The sequence below is a fragment of the Kitasatospora sp. SolWspMP-SS2h genome (assembly GCF_003259315.1).
Classification (GTDB): Bacteria; Actinomycetota; Actinomycetes; order Streptomycetales; family Streptomycetaceae; genus Kitasatospora; species Kitasatospora fiedleri.
In genome coordinates, this window is record NZ_QLLT01000032.1 from 19548 (window position 1) to 33505 (window position 13958).

The following is a 13958-nucleotide window of genomic DNA, read 5'->3' on the forward strand; positions in this document are numbered from 1 at the left end:
CGGCCTCCATGGACAGTGCACGGAGCGGGGATGTCAGGAGGCCGCGCCAGGTGGCCGTGCCGGGGGCGGTGTCAGGTGGCGGGCAGGCCGTGGCAGGCGAGGGCATGCTGGATGCTGGCGGCGGTGACGAAGAAGGGCCCGGCACCGGTGATTTCCAGGACACGAAGCAGCGGAGGGGTGGGGGCGACCAGCACGAGGGGGGTGTGGTGGGGGTTGGCGCGGGCATCCAGCATCGCGTCCAGGCCGCTGGAGTCGCAGAACTCCAAGGCGGCCAGGTCCAGCACCAGCAGCCGGCACGCACCATCCAGCGCCGCAAGGACGGCCTCTATGAAGGCCGGTACGGTGTCGAAGTCGAGCTCACCGCGCACGTGCAGGACACACGCCGCGCCCACGCGCGAGAGGACCACGGACAGCGTCCCGTCTGCGCCCGAACCCACACCGGGATACGGACCGGGACCCGCCATCGGGCTCGGGCTTGAGCTCGGCGCGGGACTGGGGCCCGGCGTGGGACTGGGGCCCGGCGTGGGACTGGGGCCCGATGTGGGATTGGGGCCCGGCGTGGGACTGGGGCCCGATGTGGGACTGGGGCCCGGCGTGGGACTGGGGCCCGATGTGGGACTGGGGCCCGGCGTGGGACTGGGGCCCGATATGGGACTGGGGCCCGGCGTGGGGCTGGGCTGGGGGGTTGCGACCACGGTGTCGGCTTCTCCTGCCAGTCGAGGCGGGCCGGTGGGGTTGGCCAGCCTCCCACAACCTAACGGCAGGTACAGCGGCCCGTAGGGCCGGGCTTTCAGGCCGGTTGGCCGCCTGGGCGGGCGTGGCGTGGCGAGATGGGTGTGGGTGTGGTGTCGGGGCCTGGGGGGCTGTTTCGGGCTGCCAAGGTGCGCTCGAGGGTTTCGAGTTCGTCGAGAAAGGCGGGGCCGGGCCATAGCGTCTTGCCCAGCGCCGCGACGGTGACCGCTGCGGTCAGCAGTCGCTCTTTCGCCGAGGCGAGCCGGGCCAGCGGATTCAGGTCCCCGGCTACTGCCGCCAGTGCCGCAGCCCACACCGCGTCCGCCGGGCGGATCGCCTCCAGGAGCAGGGCGGACTCGATTCGTGCACGGCCGACACCATGGGACTCACCGTCCGCCCCTATCCGCTCGTGCAAGCCCAGCAGCAGAGTCTCCAGTGTCTCCTGGCACTGTCCGTAGGCCGGATGTTGGTGCCAGTCAGCACCCAGCACCCGGCACAGCTCGGCGTCGAACCCCTTGATTCCCGGCAGGTCTCCCCCCACGCACAGCTTCACCAGCCGCACCGCCCAGCCACCACCGGTACGGTGTCCATCCCCGATCGTCGTCATGCCCGATCCAACGCCGCCACCCGCCCAGCGGACACGAACACCACACCAACAGGCGCCAGCCACCGGGAGATCAGCGCGGTGCCCTACCCGGGGCCGGCTCGGCGCACCCGGCCAGGGTGCGGCGGCCAGGACGCGGGCCGGGGCCCGAGACCGGGCGGTGGGCTACTTCTGGAGGGGAGGCATTCCGTCGACGAGCTCACCCAGCACCCAGCCCGCGAGCGTCCACAGCAGGGCGAAGAGCACCCCCCAGGCGGCCGCCGCCACGACGAACTGCCCTGCCACGCTTCCCACGAACCGCTTCACTCACTGCCCCACTGCCTGTCCCGCACCAGTGGCAGCGACGCCGCCCGCCTCCGCACAGTTCCCCGCCGCGCGCAACCCCGCGATTCACACCTGCCCGCACCCGACGGCCCGTTCGACGATGGCGGCCAAGGCCCGGTCGAGGTCGCCGGCACGGCCCAAGCGACCGCCGTGGTGGCTCAGGTACGGGAGTGGCGGCCCCGCAGACGGCCCTTCGCCGCCGCACGCCGCACCCACCATGGCCCGAGAACCATCACCAGCAGGTTCAGAACTCCCAGCACGAAGAGGATCCCGAACACCAGCTGCTGCGAGCCCTCCCCAGGCCACAGCGCGAGGAGCCCCATCCCCGCGGTCACCACCGCCTGCCCGACAACCGAGTCGACCCGGCGACGCACATCCCTCGGTCCGACCATGCCTCCCCCTGAGCCTCGGCGAATACCGACCGGATGCCACCGCCCGCACCCACGCCACCCGGCAGGACTCCGCGAACAGATCGCACTGCCCGCCCTGTTCCACAAAAATCACCAGTACGGCCTTCGCGTCAATTCCGGTTTCTCTTAGTCGAGTTTAGGATCAAGCGAAGGCCGTACCCGCGTCCCGTGAACACTCGGACGAGTGATCAGCGAGGCCGCCTGTTCGAGCCCGCTGGATAAATCACAAGCTCAGAGATCTCCGCCAGGAGGGCTCCAGAGCCTCCCACCGGAATCAAAGTCGATCAATTCATCCGATAGTGGATGAGTTCGGTCGAGCAGGCTTGCGAGGAAATCGGCCATGCCCGATCCCAGCGCTACGAATCCTTCTTCGTGAACGTTCCACATCACTATGGGCCACTGTTCGGGATCGGGTCCTGACGTGTCCCAGAGGAACTCGTTCGCCGAGCAGTCATTGGCCCAGGCGAAGAGCCCATTCGGCGCAGGATACGGCTCGTAGGGGCGATCTCCGGGATACCACCCATACCACTGTTCCATGAGGTCGGCAACCTCCCAATTGGAAGCAATCAGGTGGTCGAATCCAGTAGGGCCGGAATTTGATTCGGAATACAATGGCGTGTAGATCGACAGGCCTCCTGCGAAGTAACCGCCGCCGTATACTTCCACCATCTTTCGATAATCGGATGGATAGGGGATTCGCGCACCCTCTGGAGCGGATTCCCAGTCAACCTGGCGAGGCGGCACCGGAGGATCGCCGAGGATTCTCGCAAGTCGTTCAAAACCGTCGTTCACGTTGTTATTCTCCATCCTGTTCATCCCCAGGTGCCCATGTTATACGGAATCCCGTTGAGCTCCTTCATGTTCGGAACGAACGTCGGCGGGATGACAAGACCGGGTGTTCCGTCCGGGTTCTGACCGGCGGCACTCATCCAGAAGCCGAGCGGTATCTTACTGTCCGGAAAGAGGTACCTGGCGTTCACCTGATAATCGACGATCTGGTTGTTCTTCAGCGCTCCTGACACCTGGGCCTCGATTGAAGCCATGCTGGACTTACCTGTGTTGGCACCCACCTGGAAGCAGGGGGCCAGGTTCTCCTGCACACCGCGCCCGCCGAACTGCCTTGCGATGTAGTGGCACCTGCCGATGTCGCTCCGGCCTCCGATCCCGGAAGGAACCTTGAAGCCCTTGCTGATGGCGTTCGCCCGTGCCTCAGCCCATCCGGAGATGTCCCCACCGGCCGGTGCCCCTCTGAACTTGCTGGGGCTCCCCACCAGGCAGGCCCTCGCTCCAGTCGACCGGGTGCCGCCCTCGATCTTCTCCATGTCGTTGTACTTGATCCAACCGAGTGACTGGCTGTTTCTAACGTCGTCGCTCTCCGCACCGGGCGGAGGACTGTTCAGGCAGGACTGGGGCTGGGAGGAGCCGGTACCGGTACCGGGGCTGGCACCCGTGCCTGGCTGCGGATTGGGGGCCTGGTCCGGGGCCAGGCTGGTGCTGTTCTGATTGGTGAACCGCTGGGCCAGGTCCCAGGCGCTGTAGACCCGGACGATGTTCTTGAGGATCTCCTGGTAGTCGGGACGCTTCCACTCCGGGCCTGGGTTCGGACGGTCGGGCACGGGGGTGGGGGCTGGCTTGGTCGCCGGAGCCGGCCTGGTCTGGGTACCGACGAAGCAGTGGTAGACGCAAGCACCGCTCTTTCCACCACCGGCAGCGGCGGCAGCGGCGGGCCCACCGGCAGCGGCGGCCGCTGCGGCCGCCGCTGCTGCGTGGGAGCTGCCGCCCGCGGTGCCGGCGCAGCGCGATCCGCAGATGTCCCAGGTGGCCGGTCGGGCGGGGGTGTAGGTGGTGGCGGCGCTGCCCGCGTGGCTGCCTGGCATGGCGTTCTCGGTCTGGTGGTTGGTGACGGCCTTGTCGACGGCGACCGCGGTGCCGCCGACGAGGATGGAGACGGCGGTTGCGGCGCCGACGGCGTCCCAGATGCTGACCGCGCCCCAGGCAATGGCGACGACGCAGAACGGGCAGTGGCCGCTTGGGTCGGTCTGGTCGAGGGGGTCGCCGCCCGCGTAGGTGTAGCGGTTGGCCTGGATGGAGGGGTTCGGGTCGAGTTGCCAGCTGTCGCGGCTGGTGAAGGCGCCGGTGGTGGGGCGGTACCAGCGGGCGTGCATGTTGACGTCGCCGGTGGCGGGGTCGGTCCAGCCGGACTGGTAGCCGAGGCTGGTGGTGGTGCCGGTCTTGGCGACGGGTTTGCCGAAGGGGTCGTAGGCGGTGGTGGAGGTGGTGGAGGTGCCGTCGACGGCGAGGGTGGCGGTGATGTCGGTGTGCTGGTCGGTGCGGATCCGCTTGGCGCCGGTGGCGTCGGCGGCGCTCATCAGCTGGCCGGCGGTGTCCCGGCTGTAGCGCCAGGTGCCGTCGGTGATGAGGTTGTTGGTGCCGCCGTCGTAGGAGTAGTTGGTGCCGCCGCGCTGGATCATGCGGTCGAGGCCGTCGTAGACGTAGGTGTTCTGGCCGTCGTCGGCGAGCCGGTCGAAGGCGTCGTATTTCTGGGTGGTGCGGACGCCGCCGGTGGTGGTGGCGGAGAGGGTGCCGCGGGCGGTCTGCTGGTAGGTGGTGGTGCCGTCGCTGACGAGGCGGTTGCGTTCGTCGTAGACGGCGGTGGCGGCGCCGTTCTTGGTGCGGTTGCCGGCCGCGTCCCAGGCGTAGGCGGTGGTGGTGGTGCCGGTGGTCCAGGAGGTCAGGCGGTCGGCCTGGTCGTAGCTGTAGCTGTCGGTGGTGGCCGGGTCGCCGGGCTTGCCGGTGACGGTCCTGCGGGTGGTGCGGTCCTCGAGGTCGTAGTCGTAGGACGTGGATGTCACCGGGGTGAAGGCGGGCGCTTCGGTGACGACCTTGTCGAGGATGAGGCGCCCGAGTTGGTCGTAGGTGTAGGAGCGGTTGGAGGTGGCGTTGAAAGCTCCGTTCGCGTCCTTGACGGCGTAGTACTGGGTGGCGAGTCGGCCGTTGCCGTCGTAGCCGTACCAGTACTGGGCGCCGGAGAGTTGGTCGTAGGACCAGGCGAGCTGGCCGTCCGGCTTGTAGCCGAAGGAGGAGGTACCGGTCTTGGCGTCCCAGCGGTCGGTGATCCGGCCGTCCTTGTCGTACTCCCAGGACTGGTTGACGCCGGCGACCCGGGCTTCGGTGAGCTGGTCGCGGTCGTTGTAGGTGAAGTCCTGCGTGTTGATGTCGATGCCACTGGCCTCGACGAGGCGGCCGGCTTTGTCGTAGCGCAGGGTGCGGGTGTCGGTGGCGGCTTCGGCGCCGGTGCCGGTCTCCTTGGTGAGCCGTCCCATCGGGTCGAAGGTGCGGGTGCGGACGATGTTGCCGGGTTCGGTGAGCTTGACCGCCTGGCCGGCCACGTCGTAGCTGGTGGTCCAGGTGCGGTCGGCGGCGGCTGGGTACGCGGTGGTGGCGGGTTCGACGGTGGACTCGGGCAGTCCCCAAGGGGTGTAGGTGTAGACGGTGGTGTTGCCGCGGCCGTCGGTGAGGCGGGTGCGGAGGCCGGCCGCGTCGTAGCCGAAGCCGGTGGTGATGTTCTGGCCGGCGGCGACGGGTTCGGTCAGCGTGGTGAGCCGGCCGCCCGCGTCGTAGGTCCGGGTGGTGGTGGCACCGGTGGCACCGGTGCTGCTGACCGGGTGGCTCTCGCGGTCGTACCCGGTGCTCCGCGTGCGCAGGGCGGTGCCGTCGGTGGCGCGGTCGGTGGCGGTGGTGGCGTTGCCGAGGGCGTCGTAGCCGTAGTCGGTGGACTGGCCCAGAGGTGCGGTGGTCTTGATGGTCCGTCCGAGGCCGTCGTAGGCGACGGTGCTGGTGCGGCCGGCCGCGTCGGTGGTGGTGAGCTGCTCGCCGAGCGCGTTGTACGTGGCGGTGGTGGTCGCTCCGCCGGGGGTGGTGGTCTTGACGAGGTTGCCCGTGTCGTCCCAGGTCTGTCGGGTGGTCAGGTTCTGCAAGGTGGGTACGCGTTCGACGACGGTCGCGGTGAGCGTGCGGCCGAGCTCGTCGTAGGTGGCCTCGGAGCGGCCGCCGACCGGGTCGGTGACGGACAGGCGCAGGCCGGTGGGGGTCCAGGTGGAGGTCCAGACGGGTGGCTTGTCGTCGACGGGCGGGGTCAGCGGTCCGCCGGTGGAGTTGGGGTCGGTGCGGCGGCGTTCGTGGCCGAGTCGGTCGTACTCGAGGAAGGTCTGGCGGCCGGCGGCGTCGCGGGACTCGGTGATCCGGGACAGCGCGTCGTAGGTGACGGCGGTGGTGGCGGTGAGCGTGCTGGTGCTGCCGGGCGGGGTGTAGCCGGGCAGGGCGGTGCCGGTGGTTCGGCCGAGCCGGTCGTAGGTCTGCGTGGTGGTCAGGCCGTGGGGGTCCTTGACGGAGGTGGTTTCGCCGAAGGTGTTGTAGCCGGTCGTGGTGGTGGGGTTGACGGTGGCGGCGGTGCCGCCGCCGCTCTCGGCTTGGACGGCGGGGAGCCGGATGCTGGTGGGGCGGCCGAGTTCGTCGTAGCCGTAGCGGGTGCTGAAGGCTGCGGGGTCGGCGCCGGGGGCGTTGCCGTTGGGGCTGGTGCTGGTGGTGGTCAGGCCGCGCTGGTCGTGGGTGTAGGTGGTGGCGGCGGTGAGCGGGGACGCGGAGGACTGGACCTCGGTGCGGGCCAGTCGACCGGCGCTGTCGTAGGTGTTGCGGGTGATGCGGTTCTCGCTCGCGCTGACGGGGGCGGTGGCGGTGGCGATCCGGTCGTCCGCGTCGTACTCGACGGTGGCGGAGCGGTTTGCACCGTCGGGGTCGGTGACGGTCTTGACGACCCGTCCGGCGATGTCGTAGGCGTTGGTCACGGTGGTACGGCCACCGCCGGTGACCTGCTTGGTCAGGCGGCCCGCGCCGTCGTACTCGTCGCGTTCCAGGACGACGGGGTGGCTGGTGCCGTCGGCCTGGGCGACCGCGGTGGCGGTGGTCGTGGCGAGCAGGTTGTCGTCGTAGTACGTGTAGGCGGTCTTGGCGCCCATCGCGTCGGTGACGGACTCCAGGCGGCCGGCGGGGTCGTAGGAGCGGGATTCGACGACGGCGTCACGGGCGGCCTGGCCGTCGCCGTTCCAGCCTTCGACGACCGTGGTGGCGAGTTGGCCACGGACCGTGTAGGTGAACCGGGTGACCTGGCCGAGGGCGTCAGTGGTGCGGATGGTACGGCCGAGCGCGTCGTAGCCGTATCCGGTGGTGCCGCCTTCGGCGTCGGTGGTCTTGGCGATGCGGCCGGCGCTGTCGTACTCGGTGCTGTCGGTGCGCGGAGGGTCGCCGCCGAGGAGATCGGTGACAGTGTTGGTGAGTACCCGGCCGTCGGCGTCGTAGGTGCTGGTGGTGCGCGCCTGGTGGGCGGCGCCGGTGACAGCGTCGTGGGCGACGGGCCCGGTGACGGAGGTGACGTGCGACAGCGCGTCGTAGGCGGTGGTGGTGGTCAGGCCCGCCGGCTGCGCGTCGGAGTACACGGTGGTGCCGCTCTGGCGGCCCATCGCGTCGTAGGTGTACGTGGTGCGCAGTCCGGAGGGTTCGGTGCGGGAGGCCAGGTCGCCGGAGCTGTAGTAGGTGAGTGTGGTGGTCAAGCCTGCGGCGGTGGTGGTGGCGGCGAGCAGGCCGGCGGGGGTGGTGCCGCCGCCGGTGGCGGGCTCGGTGCCGGTGGTGTAGGTGGAGCGCAGGGTTCGGCCGTCGGGCAGAGTGGTGGTGTCGGCCTGGCCGAGGGCGGTGTAGGTGATGGTGGTGCGGTAGCGGTTGTCGGCGGGGCCGCTGGATCGGGCGTCGCGGCTCTCGGTGGGCCGGTCGTTGCGCGGGTCCTTGGCGTCGTCCTTGTTGAGGTAGTACGCGGTGTAGGAGGTCCAGCAGGAGTTGGCGTCCCGGCAGGTGGTGGTGGAGACGGTGTTGCCGCGGGCGTCCTGGCCGGTGACGGTGGAGTGGCCGTTGGGGTCGGTGACGGTGTGGAGGAATCCGCCGGTGTCGTACGAGTAGGTGGTGGTGGCGCCGGCGGGGTCGGTGCGGGAGATCAGCCGCATGCCGCGCTGGGCGTCGTGGACGTCGGTGGAGGTGCCGCCGGCGGGGTCGGTGACGGTGACCCGGGAGGCGAGGGTGGTGGCGGTGGACTGGGAACGCGCCTGGTAGTGGGCGGCGATCCGGTCGGCGCTCAGCGGGTGCTGGTAGAAAGCGACTTCGTCGATCTGGCCGTTGAACCAGGACCAGCCGCCGTTGCCGCCGGGCCAGCTTCCGGTGTAGCCGCCGCCCAGGTAGGTGCGATTCATGTCGAGGTGGTCGACGGTACCGGTGGCGGTGGCGACCAGGGTTCCGTCGAGGTAGAGCGACACGCCGTTCGGACCGGCGGTGAGCACAGTGTGGTGCCAGGCGTTGTCGTTGACGGCGGTGCCGGAGGTCAGCGGGCCGCCGGCCATGCCGTTGAGGGCGCCGCGGAGCTTGCCGTCGGAGCCGACGTACAGGGCGGGCACCGTGTTGTTGGGCGCCTCGGCCATGGTGCGGTTCTGGTAGTTGAGCAGCACGCCGGGGGCGGCGGTGCGGAACCAGAGTTCGGCGGCGAGTTCCTTGCCGCTCTGCAGGATCGGGGTGGGCAGGTCGAGGTAGGAGTTGCTGGTGCCCTTGAAGGTGGCGGCTCGGCCGTCGCCGACGCCGAAGACGCCCTCGGTTCCGAGCTGGACGCCAGGGGCGTAGTTGCCCTTGCCGTCGATGGCGGCGACCTCGCTGGCAGCGGTGGTGCCGGCGCTCTCGTCCATCCGCCAGTAGCCGGCGGGGGCGTCAGCGACGACGGAGCCGCGGTAGCCGAGGCCCTGGCCGGCGACCTGGGAGCTGCGGGCGCGGTAGTGGGCCAGGACGTCGCCTGCGGACAGCGGGTGACGGTAGACGGCGGCCTCGTCGAGGGCGCCGGTGAGCCGCCCGGTGTCGCCGGGGGCGGCGGGGGCGCCCTTGGCGAAGCCCGCGCCGAGGTAGGTGTGGGTGTTGGCCTGGTGGTTGACGGCTCCGGTCGCGGTGGCCACGGGGGTGCTGTCGAGGTAGGGGGTCTGGGTGGTGCCCGCGGCGGACAGGACGGCGTGGTGCCAGGTGTTGTCGGTGACGGTGCCGGAACTCGCCATGGTGGCGGCGGGGCCGCCGAAGCGGCCGTGCAGCTTGTTGTCGGTACCGATGTACAGCAGCGGGGTGTAGCTGCCACCGACGCCCGCGGGGTCGTCGAGAGCGCGTTCCTGGTCGCCGATGAGGACGCCGGGCTTGTCGGTGGCGAACCAGAGTTCGACGGCGAGGTCGCCGGTGCCGCGCAGTGTGTCGTCGGGGACTTCGAGCTGGGACTTGGCGCCGCCGTCGAAGCGGGCGGCGGTGTCGTCGGTCGGGGCGAACACGCCCGGGGCGCGCTTGGAGACGCCGTCGCCGTAGGAGCCGCCGGTGCCGGTGCCGGCCTCGCTGGCCGCGGTGGCACCGTCGCGCTCGCCCAGGCGCCAGTAGGCGGCCGGGCCGGAGGCCTTGACGACGTTGTTGTAGAGGAACGATCCGCCGGTGAAAGTGGGGGCGGAGACCTTCCATTCGGAGCCGGCGGCGTCCTTGATGCTGCTGACGCGGTCGGTGGACTGGTCGTAGCCGATCTGGGTGCTGGTGCGGCCGGAGGGCAGCACGGTCTTGGTGAGTTGGGCGGTGCCGGCGCGCAGGGCCCGGTGCTCGGCGGCTATCTGGTCGGTGACGGGGTAGTCGTAGAGCGCGACGTCGTCGATCTGGCCGTTGAACCAGGACCAGCCGCCGTTGCCACCGGGCCAGTTGCCGGTGTAGCCGCCGCCCAGGTAGGTGCGGGTCATGTCGAGGTGGTCGATGGCGGCGTCGATGGTGCCGACGCGGTTGCCGTCGAGGTAGAGGGCGGTGCTGGACTGCGCGCCGGACAGCACGACGTGGTGCCAGGCGTTGTCCTTGACGGAGCCGGTAGAGGTGATCGGGTCGCCGGTCGTGTTGAACTTGCCGCGCAGTTTGCCGTCGGAGCCGACGTACAGGGCGGGCACGAGATTGTTCGGCGCCTCGGCCATGGTGCGGTTCTGGTAGGTGAGGATCACGCCGGGGGCGGCGGTGCGGAACCAGAGTTCGACGGAGCGGTAGGTGGAGCCGCTGATCGACTTGGCGGGCAGTTCGACGTACGAGGTGCTGCCGTTGAAGGTCGCGGCGGTGTCGGTGGAGCCGGTGAGGGCGCCGGTCGCGCCCCAGGTGACGTCGGTGGACTGGGCGGGTGCGCGGTCGGGGGTGCGGGCGGTGTTGTCGGCGGTGCCTTCGCTGCCGCCCAGGCGCCAGTATCCGATCGGTCCGGCGTCCTGGACGGCCGCTTGGTACTGGGATCCGGTGCCGTACTCGTAGAGGGTGCATCCGGTGGTGGCGTTGGCGGCGGTGCCGGGCGGGCAGACCTTGGTGAGGCGGTCACCGCTGTAGATGTACGTCCAACTGCCGCTCGCGCCGGATACGGCCACGCCGGTGATGTGGCTGCCGGTCCAGGTGAAGTCGAGGTAGCGGCCGGAGAGGGCGTCGGTGGCGCGGCTGAGCTTCCCGCCGGTGTAGGTGAGGTTCTGGGTGTGGCCGGCGCTGTCGGTGACCTTGGTGAGGCGGCCGGCGGTGTCGAAGGTGTGGACGGTGCCGGCGCGGTCGGTGAGCGTCCAGCCGCCGCCGTCGGCCTTGCGCAGGTCAGCGGCCATGCCTCCGCCGGCGATGTACGCCTGCTTGGCGCCGTCCCAGGCGAAGCGGGCGCGGGCGCCGTTGGAGGCGGTGAGGACGACGTTTCCGGGTAGGGTGAGCCAGCCGCTGGACTCGACCTGGACGCGCATGTCCCAGCGGCTGGTCCAGCCGGCTCCGAACGCGCCGTCGGTGCGCGGGTCGAGGGAGTTGTAGCTGCGGGTCACGGACAGTTCCGGGCCCACGGTGGGCAGGGCGGCGTCGGTGGCCGCGGTGGTGTAGTTGCCGACGGCGGCGTTGAAGTCACGGCCGGAGTCGGCGGCGGTGGCGTACTGCGCGGGCTGCGGCAGCAAGGTGCGCAGGTAGGAGGGTTGGGACTTGGCACTGCTGGTGGCACCGTCACCGGCCTCGGCGTACCAGGCGTACTGCTCGTTCCAGGAGAGCCAGCCCTCGGGAACGACGAAGTTGCCCGAGTGCACCCAGGTGGACTGCTTGCAGTCGACCCGGGCGTCCTGGCCCACGACCCGGCACACCTCGAAGCGGTAGTCCAAGGCGGCCAGGGGGGAGCGGTCGGGGTCGGTGCCCTCGGCGCTCAGCGTGGGCTGGAGTTGGCGCACCACGGACTGTGAGGGCGGTGCCAGGCGGTTGAGCACCGGCGGGATGTTGATGGAGGAGAACATCATCGCGGGCGAGGTGATGCCGTCGGCGGAGAAGCTCTTCGTGCCGTAGTCGTCCATCGTCCAGACGATCTTGTACGTGCCCTGTGGCAGCGGCCTGATCCTGGCCTCGAACATGTTCCCGGCATTGGTCGGGGTGTCCGCGGAGACCGGGGTCCAGGCGACGTTGGTGCCGTAGCTGGTGATGTTGTTGTTCCACTGGTCGAACAACAGGTACGACATCTTGTAGTTGCCGCCGGGCGTCCAGGTCTCCTGGCCGCGGTTCCACGCCCGGACCCGGAAGATGCCCTCCTGGGTGGCCGTCACCGGCTGGACCCAGTCGAAGAGCTCGTAGTCTGCGCCGTACTTCGACCAGGTGACGTCCAGGCTCGGTGCGGCGGCGCCGGAGTTGTCGCTGCCGAACCGCTTCCAGCCGCCGGAGTCGTTGTCGTCGGCCTTCAGTGCGAGTCCGTAGTTGGCCTGCCAGCCGTGGGTCCAGCGGTTGACGAGGTTCTTGCCCTCCTCGCCGAGGTCGATCGGCTCCCAGGCCGGGGCGCAGGACCACGCGCTGCTGTCACTGGCCCGCCAGCCGTGGGCGAAGTTCGCCGAGGTCAGCGCGGCACCGATGGACGGGCCGGGCCAGCTGCGCACCGATCCCTGCGACCAGTTGGAGGTGACCGGGTGGACCGTCACCGGCTTGGCTTTGCAGGAGGACGACCAGGAGTTGTAAACGGACAGCTTGACGCCCAGCACGGAGGCGTTGCGCAGGGTGTTCTCGACACCGCTGAACTTGAGGAAGGAGGCGGCCTTGTTGCCACCGCCGTTGTAGGTGCCGACCTTCAGCTCGGTGTCACCCGAGTAGTCGGCGGTGTAGCCGGACATCACGTAGGTGCCCTCGACGGGGCGCACCGAGGTCACCGACGGGTCGACCTTGACCGGGAAGACCCGGTCGGGGGCGTGCAGCCACTGCTCGTCCAGCTTGACCTTCAGGGCGGTGCCCGCGCCGTCGGGTATCAGCTCGTACGTCACGCCGGAGGAGACCACGCCCTGGCCGCCGGAGTTCGGGGCCTGGTCGGAGTCCTCCATCCAGCCGGCCGGCATCCGCCCGCGCACGGCGCCCTGGCCGTCCTTGAGGATCAGCGCGCCGTCCTCGATCGAGGCGCTGACGCCCTTGAGGCGCAGCGGGAACACCCACTCGGTGGGGGCGCTCGCGTCCTGAAGCAGCAGCACCTCCTTGAAGGAATCACTGCCGGCCCGGAACTCGACGTCCGCCTTCGGAAACACCGAACGGTAGGTGACGCTCTCGCCCTCGACGCTGCCCGCAGAGGCGGCGGCGCCGCGCAGCGCGTAGCCGACCGCGAGTCCGTCGCCGAGGTCCAGCGAGACCAGCGGGTCCCGGTCCGCGGCGGCCGCGAACGAGAGTTCACGCTCACCGGACTTCGTGGTCCAGCCGTCCTGGCCGGCAACCGACCGGCCCATCGCCGAACCGATGCGCGGCTCCAGCGCGGCATCGATGGCCTGCCAGCTGCCGTCCTTGCGGCGGAAGTTGACCGGGGCGGTGTAGTACCGGGTGGTGTAGGTGCCGTCCTTGTTCAGGTACACCCGCTGCTGGGCGTCGCGTTCGCCGACGACCTCGGTACTGCTCTTCTGGTCGAACCCCACCACCGGAACGGCCGAGACCTCCGGCCCGGTCGTCAGCTCGGTCTTCGGCACCGGCAGCGCGGGGGCGGCGACGTCGAGCGGGTCCTTGCCCGGCTCGGACGCCGCGTCCTCGGCCAGTTCTCCCTCGGCAGGCGCGTGCCCGGCCCGGCCGCCATCGGTGATCGTCTCGGTCTGGCGCGAGGTCGCGGCGTGCGACCCATCGATCGCGGCCTGGTGCTGCGAGGGCCGCTCGCCGGGATCCGCCTGGGATTTGGGGGCAGGCGCCCACTGTTCCAGCGCCGTGGCGCCGTCCGCTATCCCGAGCACGGCCAGGACCATGCAGAGCAGCAGCACCACGCTACGGCGAATCGTCAGCACTCGAACTCCCAGGAAATCCTCATGAACAGCAGCTAGGTATATCCGGAAGGCGAGACATTCCGCCACCCTCGCCATGAAGCACAAAACCTCACCAATGGGCGATCCAGCAGCAGAAATAAACAAGACCAGCCAACGACCTCTATAGCCATGATTGCGGACAAAATATCCACCCACCCTCAGCGGAGAAAAATGCAATATCCGTCACCAAAAATTCTGACGGCCCATCAATTTACCTTTCATTGCAATGAAATGACTGACAGTTGGCTCTGCGCCTAACGTCATGCGCTCTCCCGGGCTGGCCGCGCCCGGCCTGCGCTGCGTAGCCATACCGTTATCGGCGAAGGGGCTTGCCCGCCTGGTGACGATCCCTCGGACAGGCAGGCCAACCGCCGGCCCCAGCGCTCCACAGCACCTTGGCGAGCCCGCGAACGCAGCGCACCCGGGGTGCACGCGGGAGTCCAGACCCGGCAGCACACGGTGCCCATCAGCTCCGGGCAGGAGCGATAACCCCGCCGACTG

Annotated in this window: 5 protein-coding genes; all 5 read right to left on the reverse strand. The window is 69.8% G+C overall.

Translation table 11 applies throughout. From position 1 onward, the window contains the following. Positions 1-71: 71 nt before the first annotated feature. Positions 72-407, reverse strand: coding sequence for an STAS domain-containing protein (locus tag K353_RS33985; RefSeq protein WP_158585507.1), 336 nt, complete (start codon positions 405-407; stop codon positions 72-74). Between the two features lie 383 nt (positions 408-790). Next, entirely contained in the window at positions 791-1339 is a 549-nt protein-coding gene (locus K353_RS29215; protein ID WP_146616597.1) for a hypothetical protein, read from the reverse strand. Positions 1340-1501: 162 nt separating this feature from the next. Further along, positions 1502-1630 (reverse strand): hypothetical protein, encoded by a 129-nt coding sequence (locus K353_RS36650; protein WP_255410776.1) that lies wholly within the window; start codon positions 1628-1630, stop codon positions 1502-1504. A 671-nt stretch (positions 1631-2301) separates the two neighbouring features. Beyond that, complete coding sequence (locus K353_RS29225; protein WP_158585508.1) at positions 2302-2877, reverse strand: SMI1/KNR4 family protein; 576 nt, start codon at positions 2875-2877, stop codon at positions 2302-2304. Between the two features lie 5 nt (positions 2878-2882). Then, the gene (locus tag K353_RS36995) at positions 2883-13439 is read right to left on the reverse strand and encodes a LamG-like jellyroll fold domain-containing protein (RefSeq protein ID WP_158585509.1); all 10557 of its coding nucleotides are present in this window, start codon (positions 13437-13439) and stop codon (positions 2883-2885) included. Positions 13440-13958: the final 519 nt, after the last annotated feature.